The sequence below is a fragment of the Haloferax sp. AS1 genome, assembly GCF_014530665.1.
GTDB lineage: Archaea > Halobacteriota > Halobacteria > Halobacteriales > Haloferacaceae > Haloferax > Haloferax volcanii.
On record NZ_SPSA01000003.1, the window covers coordinates 367390 to 387141 of the forward strand.

A 19752-nucleotide genomic window follows, 5' to 3' on the forward strand; every position below is an offset into this window, starting at 1 on the left:
GCGCCCTCAGGAGAACTTCGTGTTCAGTTCGATGACGTTCGCGGCGCTCCGGACGTAGTCCGCGAGTTCGCCGTGCAGGCGGTCCTCGGTGAACCGACTCGACGGGCCGGTGATGCTAATCGCGCCGAGAATCGTCTCGTCGTTCTTGACGGGCGCAGAGACGCAGCGCAGACCGTTGATGTTCTCCTCGTCGTCGATGCCGTACCCTTGCTCGCGGATGGTTTCGAGCTCCTCGAACAGCTCCTCCGGACTGGTGATGGTGTTCGCCGTCTTGGGCTCGTACTCCATCGCGGCCGCGATTTCCTCGATGCGCTCGGGCGGCAGGTACGCCAGAATCGTCTTGCCCAGCGACGTGGAGTACATCGGCTGTTGGGTCCCCACCCGCGACAGCGTCTCGACGGCGTGTTCCCCCTGCGCCTTGTGGAGGTACGAGACCTTGCCGTACTCCTCGACGCCGAACTGGACGATTTCGCCCGTCTCCTCGGCCAGCGAGTCGACCTCTTTTTGAACGATGTCGAAGTTGCCTATCTGGTCGCGGACGTGCGAAGCCACGTCGAGAAACCGCAGGCCCAGCCGGTAGCCGTCGCCCTCGCGCACGATGACGCGGCGCTCTTCGAGCGTCCGGAGGTGGCTGTGGACGGTGCTCTTCGAGTGGCCGAGCTCGTCGGCAATTCGCGTCACGCCGATGCCCGCCTCCTCCTGGAGGAGGTCGATGATATTGAACGCTATCTGGACCGAGCGGATTGTTCGACCGGGGCGTTTGTTCGGTGGGGAGCTCATGGTGTGGTAGTCGAACCAGAGCCGTATATATTTGTTCCCGCCTGGGGAACGTGTCTGTCGCGGCGAACGAGTACCCCCGGCTCCGGACTGGCTGACCGACTGGCCCGCGCGGCCGCCGTCCGGTGGTGGCGCGACGCCATGGGATACATTTTTCATCCTCGCACGTCTTCGTGTGGGTACTGTACTCATGCCAATAGACGAGCTTACACCAGTCCAGCGCGCCGCCTCGTACCTCAGGTCGCTGGACATCGACGGTCAGTCGTGGATTACCGGCGTCGCCATCAACGGCCTGCTCGCCGAGGGGGGAGCCGAGTCGGTCGAGCGCGCGAAGCACCTCGTCGACACCGCGGTGGCGACACAGAACGACGCCGGGCAGTTGAGCTACGGCCCGAGCTACCCGATAGAGGTGTTCAGCCACGGCCGCGAGTACGAGGCGAGCTGGGAGCTGACCGTCAAGAAGTGCATGAACACGAACAACAGCACCGCCATCGGTCACGGCGTCCTCGACTTCTACGACCGCACGGGCGAGGACCGCTACCTCGACGCGGCCGAGCGCGCCTACGAGTCGCTTCTGTCCTTCGAGCGGACCGAAGACGGCGGCATCCCCCACCACGACCCCGACCTCGCGGGCATCAAGTCGCTGTGGATAGACTCCGTCTACATGATGTGTCCCTTCCTCGCCCGCTACGGCGCGGCCGCGGGCGACGCCGACGCCTTCGACGAGGCGGTCGAGCAGATTCTGATTCACGCCGCGCACCTCCGCGACGGCCACACGGGGCTGTTCCGCCACATCTGGGTCGAACAGCCGAACCACTACCCGCAGGGCGCGTTCTGGGCGCGCGGCAACGGCTGGGCCGCCGCCGCCTCGGCGGACGTGCTCGAACGGCTCCCCGAGGACCATCCGAAGCGCGACGACCTCCTCGACCTGTTCCGGTCGCACTGCGAGGCGCTCCTTCCGCTCCAAGACGGTAGCGGTTTCTGGCACAACCTCGTCGACGACCCGCACACGCCGCTCGAATCGTCGGGGACGCTCATGTTCGCCTACGCGTTCGCCCGCGGCATCGACCTCGGCATCCTCGATGCGGAGACCTACCGCCGACCCGCCGAAGACGGGCTCGCAGCCGTCTCTCGCGTCGTCGGCGAGGAGGGCGCGGTCAACCGCGTCGCCGGCCCGCCGGGCGGCCCCGAGGCCCCGCTGACGGACACGCCGTACGGACAGGGCTGGTTCCTGATGGCCGCGGCCGCGCTCGACTGAGACCTTCGTCCCCAGCGTTCGTTTCGACTCTTTCGGCCCGGCACCACAGTTATGCGCTCCGGCGCACATTGACGAACGAACTCCCGCGACAGGAGACACTATGACTTACCACGCAGGCATCATCGGAACCGGCGGCATCGCAGGAATGGGCATCCTCGGCATGCACGACGAGGCGGCCATCGGCAAGGAGAAAATCGACGCGAGCCACGCGGGCGGCTACGCCGCGACCGACGACATCGAACTCGTCGCCGTCGCAGACGTGGACGAGTCGAAACTGGACACCTTCGGGGAGGCGTGGGACATCCCCGCCGACCGCCGGTACGTCGGCCACGAGGCGATGCTCGACGCCGAGGACCTCGACGCGGTGTCGGTCTGCACGCCGTCGTTCCTCCACCGCGACCACGTCGTCGACGCCGCGCGCTCCGCGGCCGACCCCTCGGTCGTCTGGTGCGAGAAACCCATCGCGTCGGCCGTCAGCGACGCCGAGGAGATGGTCGCCGTCTGCGACGACACCGACACGGAACTCGTCGTCAACCACTCGTTTCGGTTCACGGACAAGCTCCGTCGGCTCCGCGACCTCGTCCGCGAGGAGGAAATCCTCGGCGACGTGAAGTCCGTGAGCGCGCAGTACCGCATGGAACTCATGCGGAACTCCACGCACGTCCTCGACACCCTCGTCTACCTCCTCGACGCGCGGGCCTCGCGGGTGAGCGGCCACATCACCGGCGAGAACGAGGCGCTCGACGCGCTGGACGCCACGGAGTCGGTCGTCGACGCCGGCGGCGGCGGGCACGTCGTCATGGACGACGGCACGTTCGTCACCGTGGACTGCACGATTCCGCGCGACGTCTCCTCGATGACGCTGAGTTTCATCGGCACCGAGGGCAAACTCTACATGAACAACGACGACGGCGAGTGGCGCTACTGGTCGCTCGAAGACGGCGACCACGTCGAGCGACCGCTCCCCGGTATCGAGGGCGCGTGGACGTGGGAGGGCGACTACAAGGGCTCCTTCGCAAACGCGGCGGCCCACGTGCAGGAACTCCTCGACGGCGACGCCGAAAACTACTCGCCCGGCGTCGCGGCGACTCGCTCGCTCGAAATCATCGTCGGGTTCTACCTCTCGCACTACACCGACTCGACCGTCGATGTCCCGCTTCCGGGGCCGCTCCGCGAAGTTCCGATTACGTCCTGGTAGCCCGCGGGCGGTCGGTTTGTCGCTCACCACGTGTGACCATCCGACATCACCGGATACCGGATTCCTGTCGTGGGTCACTGACAACGCCCTAAATATTCGTGACAGACGCGCTGTCGGTACAGAGTAGCGCCGTTTCGTCACGTTCTCCCCTGGCGGGCGTCAGCGTTACTGACTCACGTCCGGTCACCATATTATTCCCGAATCAATTTAAATGGAACCAACTCTGAATTACAGTTCTATGTGCGTAATGATTTGCGGCGTACGACCCGCGTTGCCGGCGAGAGCACTCAATTCGCCCTTGCGTCCTCGCCTCGACGGACAACCGCAACTGGTCGATTCCACCCCGGACGGACTTCCGTCATCGCCGGACAATCATCCGGTAGAACCGGAGCCGCAGGAATCTTCTGGAATCGTCCCGGCGTGGGGATTGAAACGGCCGAAAACGAGTATCTATGGGTATCTATTCGACACTGTTGGTCTTGATATATTCGGTCGGAACGGCGTTTCGTCCGCCATGCCCGGACAATTCTCGTCTCCCGGGCGTCAGACCATCCGGTAGACTTCGTCCATCCAACTGTCGTCGGTCTCGACGGTGATGCCGCTCATGACCTCGCCCCAGTCGGCCTGCGCCTCGCTGTTGTCCATGACTTCTTGGATGGCCTCCGGGTCGTCGACTTCCATGAAGCCGAAAACGTGGCCGTCTTTCTCGAAGACGCTGTACGTTTGCAGGCCGGCGTCGGAGTCCAAGTAGGCGGATTCGAGCGCCTCGGGGACGTTCTCGTGTTTCGTTCGGTACTCTTCTCGCTTGCCGTCTTTAATCTCCAGGTGGAACGCGATTCGCGCCATACGGCCTCCGATTCGGCGGCCCCCGTCTTAGCTTTTCGGCGGGTAAGATTTAGTACGGGAACGCCCGTCGTCGATTGTAATGATAGATACCCACACCCACGCGTGGGGTGCCGCGAGCCCGGACCACCCGTGGACCAACGGCCCCATCTTGGACCTCGTCGACAGCTTCGACGTGCACACCGTCTACACCGCCGACCGCCTGCTCGCCGACATGGACCGAAACGGCGTGGACGAGGCCGTCGTCGTGGGCTACCCCATCTGCGACTGGACGGACAACTGGTACACCCGCCGGGTCGCCGCCGAGTACGACCGACTCCACGGCATCGTGATGCTCGACCCCTTCGCCGCCGACGCCGTCGAGCGACTCGACCGCTGCATGGAGACCGACGGCGTCCTCGGCTTTCGTCTCGGCGCGGCCTGTCCGTACGACCGCATGTGGGAGACGTTCGACCCGAGCGTGACGTGGCTCGGAGAGAGCGTCGAGGAGACCGCGTTCTGGGAGGCCGCGGTCGAGCACGACGCCACGGTTCAGATTCTCTGCGACCACGGCCAACTCGACCAGGCGCTCGAACTCGTCGAGGCGTACCCCGACCTCACCTACCTGTTCGACCACTTCGCTCACGCGGGCCCGGACACCCCCACCGACGAGGGGACGTTCAGCCGGTTCGCCGACCTCGCGGAACACGACTCGGTCGCGGTGAAGGTCTCGGAAATCGTTCACATGTCCGACTCGGCGTTCCCCTACGCCGACATGCACGACCACGTCCGGTGGCTCCTCGACACCTTCGGGCGCGAGCGGGTCGTCTGGGGCTCCGACTACCCCAACGTCAGCGACGTTGCCAGCTACGCCGAGGCGTGTAACTGGCTCAAACAGGTCGACTCGTTGTCGAAAGCCGACCGGTCGTGGCTGACCGAGAAGTCGTTCCGGCGGCACGTCGACCTCGGGTGAGTGTAATCGGTCGTCACAACGTGCCTCGCCCGCCCCATCGTCGATTCGGTGGCTGCTATTCCCGCTCCAGATTGCATCGGTATATTTATTATAATGAATTATAGTGGTTTGTAATGGTACACCATGGCAAACAGTAGTTCATCGAACCGGCTCAGCAGGCGGCGATACGTGACTGGGCTCGGAGCGGGTCTCACCGCGGCGTTGGCTGGTTGTATGGGTGGCGGAAACGACGGTGGCAACGGTGGGGGTTCCGGCGGAGGGGACGGCTCCGGCGGCTCCGGGGGCTCCGGCGGCGGTGGTTCGGGCTCCCAGTCTATCGACTTCTGGCTGTTCGGCGGCATCCCCGCCGAACGGGAGTACATCAGTAACCACTACGGCAGTTACGGCGAGCACGACGTCACCTACCAGCACCAAGAGTGGGGACAGAAGTACCAGATTATCGCCTCCGCGGCGGCGAACAACAACCTCCCGGACGTGATGGCCGGCCAGACCCAACAGATTCCCGACTACGTCGGCGCGAGCGCCATCCAACCGCTCGACCAAGAGCAGTTCGCCGACGAGCTAGAGGAGATAAACAGCCGGTTCATCCAGGCGAACGTCGATACGCAAATCTACGACAGCCTCGGTGACACCGAAGGGGAGCGGCAGTGGGGGCTCCCCGGCGGCTACGCCGACCTCGGCCCGTTCGTGGACATCCGAACCGACTATCTCGAACAGACGAGCTTCGACAGCCCGCCGCGCAACTGGGAGGAACTCATCCAACTCGGCGAGGAGATGCAGGAGCTAGACGAGGTGTCGGCGGCGATTACCGCGCCGGGGACCGACTTCGGCCTGACGACCGGCTACTTCATCGGCTTCGTCTACGCCAACGGCGGCCGGTACTTCGACCCCGAGACGCTGGAGGCGACGGTCGACCAACCCGGCTTCGTCGACGCCGTCAGGCTCTATCAGGACATCGCGGACGCCGGGCTGTTCCCCAACTCGATAGCCGAGAACGACCACATCGGTGCGGGACGGCTCCTCCGCGAGGGCGAGTCCGGCATCTTCATCACGTACTCCCACGCCAACGCGGTCTACCAGACGACCGGCGCGCCGCAGGAGTGGCTCGACGGCGAGGGTCACACCGTCACCCGCGCGCCGCTGCCGGACAGCCCGTCGGGGAGCTTCGAACCCCGCGACCTGCTCTTACAGAACGCGCAGGGGTTCATGCTCGGCAACGGCACCGATTCGGAGGCCGAGCTCCGGGCCGCCTTCGACTTCACCGAGTGGTGGAACTCCGAAGAACAGCTCGCGCCGTGGACCTACGACGCCGAGAACGACGTGGGCATCCGCGGGCGCGTCCCGACGCTCGAAAGCGCCTTCGAGGACCCGAGCGACCTCTTCCGGAGCCAGTTCGGGGACCTCGTGACGCTGTACGAGAACGACGACCTGTTCACGCGCACCTCGCGGTTCCCGTCGTTCTCGGGCATCGCGTCGGTCCAGAGCATCATCAACACCGAGGTCATCCAGCCGGTCGTCCTCGGCAACGCGACGGCCGAAGAGGCTTGCAGCGCCGCCAACGAATCGGTTCAGGAAGTCATCGACGAGGAGCTGGCCTGACCATGCGATTCGGACCGTCGCTCGAACGACCGCGGGCCCGCGGTGGTGAGACGAAGCCATGAGCTACTCGAAGCAGGCGAGAGGGTCGTTCGAGAGCGTCTCCGAACGGATTCCCGAAGGGGTCAAGGTGTACCTCCCGGTCCTACCGGTGACGGCGCTCGTCGGACTGTTCATCCTCTACCCCATCGCGCAGGCCATCTACTCGAGCTTCTTCAACAAGGACCTGCTCGCGCCCAGCGAGGCCGAGTTCGTCGGACTGGCGAACTACGCCGAAATCTGGTCGAGTCCGACCATCCATCAGGTCCTGTGGAACACGCTCGTCTGGGTCGTCGTCGGTAGCTCCGCCGCTATCGTCCTCGGCTTCTTGATGGGCTGGCTCCTTCACGAGAAGCTCCCGTACACGAGCGTCGCGAGCGCCATCGTGCTCATCCCGTGGGTCCTCCCGCGGGTCGTCGGCGCGTCCATCTGGCAGTTCATGTTCGGCGGGTCGCAGGGTATCATCAACGAACTGCTCGTCCAACTCGGCGTCGTCGACGAGTACATCGTCATGCTCGGCTCGACGGAACTCTCGTTGTGGCCGCCCATCATCGGGATGATTTGGCGGCTCGCACCCCTGTTCGCGCTGTTGACGCTCACGTCCTTGCAGGGAATCGACGAGCATCTCTACGAGGCCGCGCGGATGGACGGTGCGACGCCGTGGGAGCAGTTCCGGTTCATCACCATCCCGATGATGCGGTACAACCTCGCCATCGGGTTCCTCCTGATGCTCATCTACAACATCAGGAACTTCTCGATGATTTGGGTGATGACGAAGGGCGGCCCCGGCGTCTCCAGCAGCACGCTCCCGGTCATGATTTACCGGACGGCGTTCGTCGACTTCGACGTGGGGCTGGCGTCGGCGCTGTCGCTCATCCTGTTCGTCGTCCTGCTCGTGTTCTCGTACTACTACATCCAGGTGTACGACCAAGTGCGGGGTGACGTCTGATGGCGGCACAAGACTCCGACGCCGACCCGGCCGCCGAGTTCCGGCGGAACGAGTCGTGGCTGTTCGACACCACGGCGGGTGCGTACGTCCGCAAGACGGCGGTCGCGCTCCTGACGCTCGTCGTCTTCGCGTTCGTCCTCTTCCCGCTGTACTGGATGGTCGTGACGGCGTTCAAGACCACCGCGGAGATTCAGCAGATTCCGCCGACGGTGTTCCCGAACGACTTCTCGCTTGAGGGCTTCCGGCTCGTCGTCGAGTCGTCGATTCAGGCGGGCGGCTACACCTCGCTGTTCGCCAACCTGTTCGGCTGGCAGGCGTCGTCGGCCATCGACATCGACATCCTGTCGCTCGTGTTGAACAGCCTGAAAGTCGCCGTCGGCGCGGGCGCAATCGCGCTCGTCCTCGGGACGGCCGCGTCGTACGTGCTGTCGCGCCGCGACTTCGTCGGGAAGAACGCGCTGATGAGCATCTTCCTCGCGTCGCTGATGTTCCCGGGGACCGCCATCATGGTCCCCGAGTGGGAACTCGTCTCGGCGCTCGGCCTGTTCAACACGCACCTCGTGTTGATTCTCATCTACGGCGCGATGACCGCGCCGTTCGTCGTCTGGCTGATGAAGGGCTTCTTCGACGACTTCCCGGACTCGATTATCGAGGCCTCCCGCATCGACCAGTGTAGCTCGATAGAGACGTTCTGGTACGTCATCGTGCCGATGGCGCGGAACTCGCTCATCGCGTCGTTCATCTTCGCGTTCCTCCTCGCGTGGAACGAGTTGGTGTTCGCGCTGACGCTCCTCGACAACTCCCGGTACACGGTTCCGCCGGGGCTCCTGACGTTCGTGCAGGGGTTCAACACCCAGTGGAACGTCGTCGCCGCGGCCTCCATCATCATCTCGCTTCCCGTCCTGCTCGGACTGGCCTACATCCAGCGCTACTTCGTGCAGGGACTCACCGGCGGCGCTATCAAGGGATAACACCCTCTCAGCCGCCGTCTTTCAGTGCCGCACACCGCGGCCAATTTTCGCATTCAGTCGCTAGCTTTAAGAGGTGTACTACGGTAATGTTTTACAATGACACACCTCACAGTAGACGGTGTCACGAAGATTTTCGGCGACCCCGACAAGGACGGAGTCGTCGCGGTCGACAGCCTCGACATCGACGTCGAAGACGGGGAGTTCCTCGTTCTGCTCGGACCGAGCGGGTGCGGGAAGACGACGACGCTCCGGATGATCGGCGGGCTGGAGACGCCAACCTCCGGGGAGATTCGCTTCGACGACGTCGTCGTCAACGACATCAAAGCCCGCAACCGCGACGTGGCGATGGTGTTCCAGGACTTCGCGCTCTATCCGCACATGACCGTCCGGGAGAACCTCGGGTTCGGCCTCAAGCGGGAGGACAACGGGATGTCGAAGGCGGACATCGACGAGCGCGTCGAGGAGGTCGCCACGATGCTCGAAATCGAACAGCTCCTGAACAACAAGCCCGCACAGCTCTCCGGCGGCCAGAAACAGCGCGTCGCGCTCGGCCGGGCTATCATCCGCGAGCCGCGGCTGTTCCTGTTCGACGAGCCGCTGGCGAACCTCGACGCGAAGCTCCGCAAGACGATGCGGACCGAAATCGACGAACTGCAGTCCGAGGTCGGAATCACCTCCGCGTACGTCACCCACAACCAGGAGGAGGCGATGACGATTGCCGACAAAATCGCCGTTCTCAACGACGGCGCGCTCCAGCAACTGGGACGCCCGGAGGAAGTGTTCAACGAGCCGGCGAACCTCTTCGTCGCGCAGTTCGTCGGCAGCCCGGACATGAACATCTACGACGGTGTCGTCGCCGACGCCGACGGCGGCGCTCGCGTCGAACTCGACGGCGTGAGCTTCGACCTGCCGAGTGACGCCCTCGATACGGAGGTGCCGCCCGGGCGCGTCAACGTCGGGTTCCGCCCGCAGGACTTCTACCAGACGAACAAGCGCCGCGCCGACGGGCTGACGTTCGACGTGGAGGTCCGCGTCGTCGAGCCGGTCGGCACGAAAGCAATCGTTCACGGAAACGGACCGATGGGCGACGTCACCGCCGAAATCGGCGAGTTCCACGGACTGTCGTCCGGCGACACGCTGTCGCTTTCTATCGCGCCCGAACACGTCTACTTGTTCGACGCCCAGACGGAGGCGCTGCGCAAGGGGCGGCGTATCGAGAACCGAGCCGCCGTCCAGTCGCAGTCCCAGTCGTCCGAGTCCGACGGCGTCGAAATCTGAGCCGAACGTCCGGGAGACATCACCTTCGCCTATCGGACGGGCTTTCGAAGCCCACTCAGCCGCGGCTTCAGCCGCGCTACGGCCGAAATCTCCCACCCGCACCCAAACATATTAATCGGTGTGTTCACATGGTGTAAAACGAGACGAACCCACACGGTTATTCGCAACTATGAAAGCCATCATTCAGACCGGGCCGCGCTCGGTAGAGACACAAGAGCGGGAGGTACCCACTCCCGACGCAGACGAACTGCTCATCAAGGTCCACACCGCGGGACTCTGCGGGAGCGACGCTCACGCCTACAAGTACGACGGCGGCTACGAGTGGATTCCCATCCCGCGAATCATGGGCCACGAGTACTCCGGGACGGTCACGGAGGTCGGCGCGAACGTCGAGACGTTCGAGGTCGGCGACAAGGTCGTCGAGGAGCCGATTCACGACTGCGGTCACTGCTTCCAGTGTCGGAACGGTCAGCCGAACGTCTGTCAGAACTTCTCCATTACGGGGATGCACCGCGACGGCGCGTACACGGAGTACGTCACCGTCACCCCCGAGCACGTCCACGCGGTTCCCGAGGGCGTTCCCCTCCGGCACGCCGCCATCACGGAGCCGACGAGCATCGCCACCCGCGCGGTCCTCGACCAGTCGGTGACGACGCCCGGCGACAACGTCCTCGTCGAGGGGCCGGGCCCAATCGGCGTCCTCGTCGCCGCCGTTGCCGACTCCCTCGGCGCGAACGTCGTCGTCTCCGGACTCGGTCAGGACGCGGCGTATCGCCTCCCGCTGCTCGAAGACCTCGGCATCGACACGGTGAACCTCGAAGAAGAAGGCGGCCTCGACGGGCGGGTCGAGTCGCAGACCGACGGCATCGGCTTCGACGTGGTCTTTGACGCGACGGGTCACCACAGCGGCGTGGTCTCCGGGAACGACGTGGTCCGCAAGGGCGGCCAAATCGTCGTCGTCGGCATCCCGAACTCGGCTAGCGAACTCAGCCTCACCTCGACCGTCCGCGGCGAGGTCGACATCAACACCTCCTACGGCTCGACGTGGACGAACTTCGAGCAGGCGCTTCGCCTGATGGAGCGCGGCGAAATCGCGGTCGAGAAGATTCTCGACACCTCTTACAGCGTCGACGACCCCGCCGCGGCGTTCGAAGCGTTCCTCGGTTCGGAGACCTGCAAGCCGGTCTTCCAGTTCGACGGCTGAACGGCCCCGCATTCCGGCCGCGAACCGCTCGACGACAGAAACTATTTTACCCGTGCCGATTGGATGTGAGGTCGTACCAAACAAATCATGGAGATTACAGACATCTCAGCGACGAAAATCAGCAACGAGTCGTGGGGCGAGTTCATCGAGTTCCCGCTCGTCACCATCATGTCGAAGTACGACGAGTACCGCAACGTCGACGGTGAGAACCCGCAGGCCCGCCGCAAGTGGATGGGCCCCGTGGGCGACGTGGTGGTCGAGGTCGAGACGGACGCGGGCATCACCGGCGTCGGCGTCGGTAACTGGGGTACCGGAGCCATCGCCACCGTCGTCGAGGAGACGCTGTCGAAAATCGTGGTCGGGGAAGACCCGATGCAGCGCGAACTCCTCTGGGAGCAGATGTACCGCGCTACGCTCCCGTTCGGCCGGAAGGGCGTCGCGGTCATGGCCATCAGCGCGGTCGACCAGGCGCTGTGGGACATCGCCGGGAAGGACGCCGGCAAGCCGGTGTACGAACTGCTCGGCGGCCCCACCAAAGACGAGATCCCCGCCTACGCGTCGAACCTCCACCCCGTCGACATGGAGAAGCTCGAACGCGAGGCGGTCCAGTACGTCGAGGAGGGCTTCGACGCGATGAAACTCCGCTTCCTCCACGGCCCCGAGGACGGCCGCGCGGGCATGAAGAAGAACGAGGAAATCGTCGCGACGGTCCGCGACGCCGTCGGCGACGAAATCGAAATCGCGGGCGACGCCTACATGGGCTGGTCGGTCAAGTACGCAAAGGAGATGACCCAGCGCCTCGGCAAGTACGACATGGCGTGGGTCGAAGAGCCCGTCATCGCCGACGACATCTCCGGCTACGCCGAGGTCCGCGAGGCCGCGCCGATGCCGATTTCGGGCGGCGAACACGAGTTCACCCGCTGGGGCCACGAGGACCTCCTCGAAGAAGGTGCGGTCGACATCCTCCAGCCCGACGTGGGTCGCGTCGGCGGTATCACGGAACTCCAGAAGGTCGCCGACATGGCCGAGGTCCACGACGTGCCCGTCATCCCGCACGCCGGCACGAACCCGACGCTCCACGCCATCGCCGGTCACACGAACATGCCGATGGCGGAGTACTTCCCGACTCCCGAGTGGTTCGAGGAGCGCCAGGAGAAACGCGAGTCGACCTACGCCGACGCCATCTTCCAGAACCCGCCGTCGCCGGAGAACGGGTCGATTCCGCTGCCCGACGAGCCCGGCGTCAGCACGCAACTGAACCGCGAGGCGCTCGAACACTTCGCCATCGAGTAACGATGTCGGACATCAGCTTCGAGTACAACGTCCCCGTCTTCGCCGGCGCGCCCGACGAGGGGACCGAGCCGACGCACCGCGACACCCCGCAGTACGAGGCGCTCGACTGGGAGACGACCAAGATGGGCGTCCAGAAGGCGGAGGAACTCGGCTTCGATGCGGTGTGGGCACCAGACCACCTGCTGTTGGGTCGCGACCACGCCGAGTACGAATGTTGGACGCTGCTGTCGGCCATCGCCGGCTTCACCGAGGACATCAACCTCGGCTCGCTCGTCCTCTGTAACGACTACCGCAACCCGGCGCTCGTCGCCAAGATGGCGGCCACGCTCGACGTGATTTCCGACGGGCGGCTGGAACTCGGCCTCGGCGCGGGCTGGCACGAACCGGAGTACGACGCCTACGGTTGGGAGTACCGCGACGGCTTCGAGCGCCTGATGCGACTCGACGAGTCCATCCGTCTCATGAAGCGCATGTGGGCCGCCGGCACCGACGGCGCGAGCTTCGACGGGAAGCACTACCAAATCGAGGACGCCTACTGCGTCCCCGGTCCCGTGCAGGACCCCCATCCGCCCATCCTCGTCGGCGGGCAGGGCGAGGAGGTCACGCTCAAACTCGTCGCCAAGCACGCCGACGTGTGGAACACCGACGTGTTCAACGGCGACGTGGAGACGCTCGAACACAAAATCGGCGTCATCGAAGACCACTGCGAGACCGTCGGCCGCGACCCCGACGACATCGAGTACTCGTGGGACGGCCACGTTATCTGCACCCGCGACGAGGAGAAGTTCGACCGCCTGCTCGACCTGATGACGCCCATCCAGTTCGAAGAAGAGTACCAAGACCAAGCGCCCATCGTGACGGAGGAAGACGCCCGCGAGTACTTCATCATGGGGACGCCCGAGGAGTGCGCGGAGGCCATCGAGCGCCGCATCGACGCCGGCGTGACGAAGTTCCAGGGTTGGTTCATCGACTTCCCCGACACCGGCGGCATGGAACTGTTCGCGGACGAAGTCATCCCGCAGTTCAACTGAGGCACCCGCGAGTCGAGCGCGCCGCGCTCGGGTCGCGCTCGCGTCGCCCTTGCGCACTCGCTTTCTTTTTTCGCATCCTCTCGTCAGTCGTCTCCCCGACAGGTACAGAATTTGGATTATTTAAATTATACAAAACATTCTCCCTCCCCGAGTTCGGCGCTCGTGACCGTTCCACCGTTTCCGGCAATAGCGGAAAGACATTTGAGGGATGAGGGTTCATAACCAACTATGACGAAGGACGTCCCGGTCAACGCGGTCAAAATCTCGCTCGAACTCGTCGACCTCCTGCGGGAACTCGACGGGGCGGGCGTCTCGGAGGTAGCCAAGCGACTGGACAAGCCGACCAGCACGATTCACGACCACCTGCGGACGCTGGAGCAACAGGAGTACCTCGTCAAGGAGGGCGACACCTACTACGTCAGCACGCGATTCCTCCAATTGGGCGCGCACGCGCGCTCTCGACAGAAGGTGTTCAACATCGCCCGCCCCGAGATAAACGAACTCGCGCAGGTGACCGGCGAGCACGCGAATCTGATGATCGAGGAACACGGTATCGGCGTCTTTCTGTACCGCTCGCGGGGTCCCGACGCCGTTCGTCTGGACACCCACGCCGGGATGCGCGTCCCGTTGCAGACGACGGCGCTCGGGAAGTCTATCATGGCGAACCGGCCGCGGGAGGAAGTCGAGGGCATCTTGGACCGCCACGGACTGGAGGCGGTGACCGACCGCTCTATCACCGACCGCGAGGAACTGTTCGACGTGTTGGAGCAGGTCCGCGAGCGCGGTTACTCCTACGACGACGAAGAACGGGTCAAGGGCATGCGCTGTGTGGCCGCGCCGATACTCAACGAGGACGACTACGCCATCGCCGCCGTGAGCGTCTCGGGGCCGAAAAGCCGGATGCGCGAGGAGCGCTTTACCGAGGAGCTGCCGAACCAGATTCTCAAGAGCGCGAACGTCATCGAGGTGAACCTCACGTACTCGTAGTCGGCGGGTCGGCGGCCTCGGGCCGCCCGCCTCGCTCCCGTCGTCGCAATGCTGCGTAGAGCGCAACAGTTACGTACCACGGTGTGGCAGAGTGTAACGATGCAACTCGTTCGATACACCGCGGGCGGTGCTCCCGAGTGGGGCGTCCGCCGCGACGACGATGTCGTCCCGCTTTCCGGCCTCCGCGAAGACGTGACCGTCCAGAACCTCAACAGCCCCGGCTTCCTCACCGTCGTCGAGGACGCCGCGGACGCCGCCGAGGACCAGTCGGTCCCCGTCGAGGAGGTGAAACTCCTCGCGCCCGTGCCGCGCCCCGGTAAAATCGTCTGCGTCGGCCTCAACTACCACGACCACGCCGAAGAACAGGACGAGGAAGTCCCCGAACGCCCGCTCCTGTTCGGGAAGGCCGGTACGTCCGTCACGAACCCCGGCGACCCCATCGTCCACCCGGCGGCCATCGACGAGGTAGACTACGAGGTCGAACTCGGCGTCGTCATCGGGCAGACGGCCAAGAACGTCGACGCCGAGGACGCTTTCGACTACGTCGCGGGCTACACCGCCATCAACGACGTGAGCGGCCGCGACGCGCAGTTCGACGACGGCCAGTTCTTCCGCGGCAAGAGCTACGACACGTTCGCCCCGATGGGGCCGACGTTCGTCCCCGAGGGCGACGTCGACCCGCACGACCTCGACGTCGCCTGCCGCGTCAACGGCGAGACGAAACAGGAGTCCAACACCTCCGAGTTCATCTTCGGCGTCGACGAGGTCGTCGAGTACATCAGCGGCATCACGACGCTCCGCCCGGGCGACGTCATCTCCACCGGCACGCCCGGCGGCGTCGGCATCTTCCGCGACCCGCCGGAACTGCTCGAACCGGGCGACAGCGTCGACGTGGAAATCGAGGGCATCGGCACGCTCACCAACCCGGTCGTCTCCGAGCGCGACGAGTAACCGCCCGCCGTACAGCACAATTATTTATAGGACATCCCGGTACTACCGACTATGAGCACGCACACAGACACCCGACTGAGAGACAGGCATATCGTCGTGACCGGCGGCGCGCGCGGCATCGGCCGCGGCATCGCGGTCCGCTGCGCCCGCGCCGGGGCCGACGTATCGATTTTCGACACGAAGCCCGAGGTGGCCGCCGAGACGGCCGACCTCGTCCGCGAGGAGGGCGGCGAGGCCGAGGTGTACGAGGTCGACGTGACGGACGCCGAAGGCGTCGAGACCGCCGTCGACGCCGCAATCGAGGCGCTCGGTGACATTCACGGCCTCGTGAACAACGCGGGCGTCCAGCAGGCCGTCCCGCTCCTCGAAACGACCGAAGACGACTGGGACCTCCACTTCGAGGTGAACGCCAAGGGGACGTTCCTCGTCTCCAAGGCCGTCGCCAGCCGGATGGTCGACGGCGACATCGAGGGCAGCATCGTCAACATCTCGTCGGTCGGCGCGGAGCGACCGTTCGCCGGACAGGGCGCGTACGGCGCGTCGAAGGCGGCCGTCCTCGCCTTCACGACCGTGCTGGCGAAGGAGCTGAGCGACCACGGCATCACCGTCAACGCGCTCAAACCGGGCACCGTCGAGACGCCGATGGTCGAGGAATGGCTCGACGAGCACGCCGAGCAGTCGGGCAAGTCGCCGGACGAAATCCTCGCGGAGACGCTCGACGTGCACATCCTCGACCGAATCGGCCAACCCGAAGAAGTGGGCCACGTCGCGGTCCTGCTCCTCTCCGAGGAGGGCGACTGGATAACCGGCGAGTCCATCGCCGTCGACGGCGGCTACCTCAAACACTAGTGTTCGCCGCGACGACTTCGAGAGCCGCCCGAAGCGTCCGAAATCGATGCTTTCGACTCCCCGAGCCGGAGCCGGAACCCGAGCGTTCGGCCACAGTACTCACACGCAGTCCGGCATTATCGGATATTGATTGTGTAGAATCTGGCGGCCGGGCGAACTGAACCGCGGCGTGCCCGTCGCGGCGCGCGCGACCGCCGCGAGGATGCGAAATCAAGCGACTCGGAGATGTCCGCACCGACTCGCGCCGCCGCAGTTGGTGGCCTGTCGTCGCCGTCCGTGACTCGTCCAATTCACCTCTGGCACTCAGCGACGAGCTCGTGGCTTTGAGCACCGGATTTCGCCTCCGTGGCAATAATTATTATAAACATAACTCATATATCGGTGTGTCGTGTAACAGCACGTGGGTGGAGCAATCCGACCCATGTGTAATCAGCATCCCGTGCATCCAGCACGATAGCCATCAGTACGTCAGTCATACTGTACGCACGGTAGCCCCCACCGAGTACGCCTGCCCAACTGATACTCGTGAACACGTGGCGCGGCTACCTACCGAGCACAACGTCCCATTGATGCTCTATTTTTCGGTCGTCTCCCGTCGGCTACGTAGCGTCTGCCTTCCCGACTCCGGCCCCGCGTTACTGCCCAGTCTCCGCGCGAGTCGTCGAATCCCATCTATTCCGTCCGACATTGCCGGATATTACTAGTTCGATTCCGACGAACGCGCCTCACCGAGTGTGGCGAATCGCTCTCCAAACCTGAAGATATTTCACGCCACCGTGTGAAAAGCGAGTAATGGGTACCGACCAAAGCACGAACCGTCGCCTAAGCAAGGTAGAGCGGGTCATCGAGACGTACGACTTGGACGGATTCGGCGAGCAGCTCGCCGACCGCTGGACGGCTCCCGAGGACAGCGACAGCCTCCGGGACCTCGCGGATCTGATGAACGAGAAGGTGCTCGACGCCGCGCTCCGCAAGGCGGGCGAGGACGTCCTCGAAGGCGAGGTCGAGAACCTGTACACGCTTCTCACCGGCGACGAGACCACGGAGGGGATGCGCGTTCAGGCGAAGAACACGCTCCAGTCCCGCGGCGTCGACGTCGACCAACTGCTCTCGGATTTCGTCTCTCACCAGGCGGTCTACACCTACCTGACGGATATTCGCGGCGTCTCGAAGGACTCCTCGTCCGGAAACAGAATCGACAACGTCATCGAGTCCATCCAGCGACTCCGCGGCCGACTGGTCGCGGTCATCGAGCAGAGTCTGAGTTCGCTCCGCAACACGAGCAAACTCCGACTCGGTGACTTCGATGTCCTCGTGGACACGCAAGTGTACTGCCGCGACTGCGGGACGCAGTACGAGGTCGTCGAACTGCTCCAGCGCGGCGGGTGCGACTGCGACGAGAGCGAATCGAACTAACTGATTACATACTTAGCGCTGTCACATTATCCTCGACTCAACGGGTGATTTTATATTGGTGTACCTGTTGGGTCAAGGTATGAGCTCAGAACAAGTGTCAAAATCCAAAGTCCACCTTTCGGTCGAGAATATCGGTGGCATCGACGACCTGTCAACGTCGTTCGAGCCGGGCGTGACCGTCTTGGCGGGTCGAAACGCCACGAACCGAACGTCGCTCTTGCGGTCCATCATGGCCGCCCACGGGAGCGACGACGTGGCGCTCAAAGGCGACGCCGACGAGGGCTCCGTCGAACTCACTATCGGCGACGAGACGTACACTCGAACGTTCGAGCGGCAGGGCGACACGGTCATCTCCGGCGGGAACCCCGTCCTCGACGACCCGGACCTCGCGGACCTCTTTGCGTTCCTGCTCGAAACGAACGACGCCCGACAGGCGGTCGCCCGCGGCGACGACCTCCGGGACCTCATCATGCGTCCGGTGGACGTCGAGTCGATAAACGAGCAGATCGAGTCGCTCCAGCAGGAGAAACGCGACATCGCCGACGAGCTCTCGACGCTCAGCAACCTCTCCGACCGCCTGCCGCAGCTCGAACGCCGGCGGACGAAGCTCGAAGACCAAATCGAGGAGAAGGAAGACGAACTCGCGGAGAAAGAACAGGAGGTCGAGGAGTACGACGCCAGCGTGAGCGAGCGTCAGGAAGTCGAGAGCGAACTCGAATCCAAGCTCGGCGACCTCCGGAGCAAGCGCCGCGACATCAACGACGTGGACCGCCGCATCGAGACGGAAAAACAGAGCCTCGACGCGCTCGAATCCGAGGAAGCGGAGCTTGAGGACGACGCCGAGGACCTCCCGGAGGTCGCCGGCGGCAAAATCGACGAAATCGAGTCCGAAATCAGCCGCCTCCGAACGCGCCGGCAGGAGATTCAGTCGACCGTCAACGAGCTTCAGTCCGTGATTCAGTTCAACGAGGAGATGCTCTCGGGCACGTCCTCGGACGTCGTGGACGCGCTCCGCGACGCCGACGACGCCGGCGGGAGCGTCACCGACCAACTGCTCGGCGACGACCAGGTCGTCTGCTGGACGTGCGGTTCCGAGGTCGACAAGTCCGAAATCGAGGGGACGCTCGAACGCCTCCGGACGCTCCGCGAGGAGAAGCTCGAAGACAACCGCGACCACCGCGAACAGCTCTCCGAACTCGAAGACGAGAAGTCCACCTACGAGCGCCGCCAGCGCGAGCGCGACCGCATCGAGCGCCGCCTCTCCGAAATCGAAAGCGAGCGCGAGACCCGCCAAGAGCGCATCGAGGAGCTCAAATCCGACCGCTCGGACCTCGAAGCCGAAATCGACTCGCTCGAACAGACCGTCGACGAACTCGAAAGCGAGGAACACGGCGACCTGCTCGACCTCCACCGCGAGGCGAACCAGCTCGAATACGACCTCGGCCGCCTCCGCAGCGACCTCGAAGACGTCGAAGACGAAATCGCCGACATCGAGCGCCAACTCGACGAGCGCGACGAACTCGAAGCGGCCCGCGAGGACATCGAAGACGAACTCGAAGAGCTTCGGACGCGCATCAAGCGCCTCGAATCCGAGGCCGTCGAGGAGTTCAACACCCACATGGACGACGTGCTCGACGTGCTCGAATACGACAACCTCGAACGCATCTGGATCGAGCGCACCGAAAAGCGGGTTCGGGAGGGCCGAAGGAAGGTCACGAAATCGGTGTTCGACCTCCACGTCATCCGGACGAACGAAGACGGCGTGAGCTACGAGGACTCCGTCGCCCACCTCTCGGAGTCCGAGCGCGAGGTGACCGGCCTCGTGTTCGCGCTCGCGGGCTACCTCATCCACGACGTCTACGAGACGGTGCCGTTCATGGTCCTCGACTCGCTCGAAGCCATCGACTCGAACCGCATCTCGCGGCTCGTGGACTACTTCGCGGACTACGCCGACTACCTCACCGTCGCTCTCCTCGAAGAGGACGCGCAGGCGGTCGACAGTTCCTATCCGCGCTACTCGCCGGCGTAACGACGCCGACAGCGCTTCGTTTTTCTCGTTTTTCATCCCCGCGTCGAGTCGCGTCGCGAACGGCGCATCTCGTTTCGAGTTACACTATTAGGTGTGTCACGAACTGGACATTGACGGCGACAGGGCGACGC

The 19752-nt window shown here is 64.3% G+C and carries 17 protein-coding genes; 15 read left to right on the forward strand and 2 right to left on the reverse strand.

Features of this window, described 5'->3' with window-relative positions:
- Positions 1–6 precede the first annotated feature (6 nt).
- Complete coding sequence (locus E4P24_RS18545; RefSeq protein ID WP_115803557.1) at positions 7–780, reverse strand: IclR family transcriptional regulator; 774 nt, start codon at positions 778–780, stop codon at positions 7–9.
- A 187-nt stretch (positions 781–967) separates the two neighbouring features.
- On the opposite strand from E4P24_RS18545, the gene E4P24_RS18550 reads away from it, so the two are divergent.
- Together E4P24_RS18550 and E4P24_RS18555 are read left to right on the forward strand one after the other, a co-directional pair.
- The gene (locus E4P24_RS18550) at positions 968–2035 is read left to right on the forward strand and encodes a glycoside hydrolase family 105 protein (RefSeq protein ID WP_188149013.1); all 1068 of its coding nucleotides are present in this window, start codon (positions 968–970) and stop codon (positions 2033–2035) included.
- A gap of 100 nt (positions 2036–2135) precedes the next feature.
- A complete protein-coding gene (locus tag E4P24_RS18555) occupies positions 2136–3233 on the forward strand; it encodes a Gfo/Idh/MocA family protein (protein ID WP_008607086.1) in 1098 nt (365 codons plus the stop codon).
- 543 nt (positions 3234–3776) lie between these two features.
- Here the strand turns inward: E4P24_RS18555 and E4P24_RS18560 are convergent.
- Positions 3777–4079: an L-rhamnose mutarotase gene (locus tag E4P24_RS18560; protein WP_188149014.1), complete on the reverse strand. Its 303-nt coding sequence runs from the start codon at positions 4077–4079 to the stop codon at positions 3777–3779.
- Between the two features lie 79 nt (positions 4080–4158).
- Here E4P24_RS18560 and rhcC point away from each other — a divergent pair, with 79 nt between their 5' ends.
- The 13 genes from rhcC (at position 4159) to E4P24_RS18625 (ending at position 19621) form a co-directional block, all read left to right on the forward strand.
- Entirely contained in the window at positions 4159–5028 is an 870-nt protein-coding gene (rhcC, locus tag E4P24_RS18565) for an L-rhamnono-1,4-lactonase (protein ID WP_004061663.1), read from the forward strand.
- Between the two features lie 213 nt (positions 5029–5241).
- Entirely contained in the window at positions 5242–6627 is a 1386-nt protein-coding gene (locus tag E4P24_RS18570) for an ABC transporter substrate-binding protein (protein WP_188149015.1), read from the forward strand.
- Between the two features lie 58 nt (positions 6628–6685).
- Entirely contained in the window at positions 6686–7612 is a 927-nt protein-coding gene (locus E4P24_RS18575; protein WP_006599986.1) for a carbohydrate ABC transporter permease, read from the forward strand.
- The gene (locus E4P24_RS18580) at positions 7612–8583 is read left to right on the forward strand and encodes a carbohydrate ABC transporter permease (RefSeq protein WP_004061658.1); all 972 of its coding nucleotides are present in this window, start codon (positions 7612–7614) and stop codon (positions 8581–8583) included. Before E4P24_RS18575 ends, E4P24_RS18580 begins: the two co-directional genes overlap by 1 nt.
- Positions 8584–8679: 96 nt before the next feature.
- Complete coding sequence (locus E4P24_RS18585; protein WP_188149016.1) at positions 8680–9861, forward strand: ABC transporter ATP-binding protein; 1182 nt, start codon at positions 8680–8682, stop codon at positions 9859–9861.
- A 169-nt stretch (positions 9862–10030) separates the two neighbouring features.
- Positions 10031–11065 carry a 2-keto-3-deoxy-L-rhamnonate dehydrogenase gene (gene rhcE, locus E4P24_RS18590; protein WP_004061652.1) on the forward strand — a complete coding sequence of 345 codons (1035 nt, stop codon included), beginning with the start codon at positions 10031–10033 and terminating at the stop codon, positions 11063–11065.
- 87 nt (positions 11066–11152) lie between these two features.
- Positions 11153–12358: an L-rhamnonate dehydratase gene (gene rhcD, locus E4P24_RS18595; RefSeq protein WP_115803552.1), complete on the forward strand. Its 1206-nt coding sequence runs from the start codon at positions 11153–11155 to the stop codon at positions 12356–12358.
- 2 nt (positions 12359–12360) lie between these two features.
- Positions 12361–13389 carry a TIGR03560 family F420-dependent LLM class oxidoreductase gene (locus tag E4P24_RS18600; RefSeq protein ID WP_006599982.1) on the forward strand — a complete coding sequence of 343 codons (1029 nt, stop codon included), beginning with the start codon at positions 12361–12363 and terminating at the stop codon, positions 13387–13389.
- 228 nt (positions 13390–13617) lie between these two features.
- Positions 13618–14376, forward strand: coding sequence for an IclR family transcriptional regulator (locus tag E4P24_RS18605; protein ID WP_008609140.1), 759 nt, complete (start codon positions 13618–13620; stop codon positions 14374–14376).
- Between the two features lie 99 nt (positions 14377–14475).
- Positions 14476–15327: a 2,4-diketo-3-deoxy-L-rhamnonate hydrolase gene (gene rhcF / locus E4P24_RS18610; RefSeq protein WP_188149017.1), complete on the forward strand. Its 852-nt coding sequence runs from the start codon at positions 14476–14478 to the stop codon at positions 15325–15327.
- A 51-nt stretch (positions 15328–15378) separates the two neighbouring features.
- Positions 15379–16176 (forward strand): L-rhamnose 1-dehydrogenase, encoded by a 798-nt coding sequence (gene rhcB, locus E4P24_RS18615; RefSeq protein ID WP_188149018.1) that lies wholly within the window; start codon positions 15379–15381, stop codon positions 16174–16176.
- A gap of 792 nt (positions 16177–16968) precedes the next feature.
- Positions 16969–17592, forward strand: a complete 624-nt coding sequence (gene rdfA, locus E4P24_RS18620; RefSeq protein ID WP_004061642.1) for a rod-determining factor RdfA — start codon at positions 16969–16971, stop codon at positions 17590–17592.
- Positions 17593–17671: 79 nt separating this feature from the next.
- Complete coding sequence (locus E4P24_RS18625; protein ID WP_115861512.1) at positions 17672–19621, forward strand: archaea-specific SMC-related protein; 1950 nt, start codon at positions 17672–17674, stop codon at positions 19619–19621.
- The last annotated feature ends 131 nt before the right edge of the window (positions 19622–19752 follow it).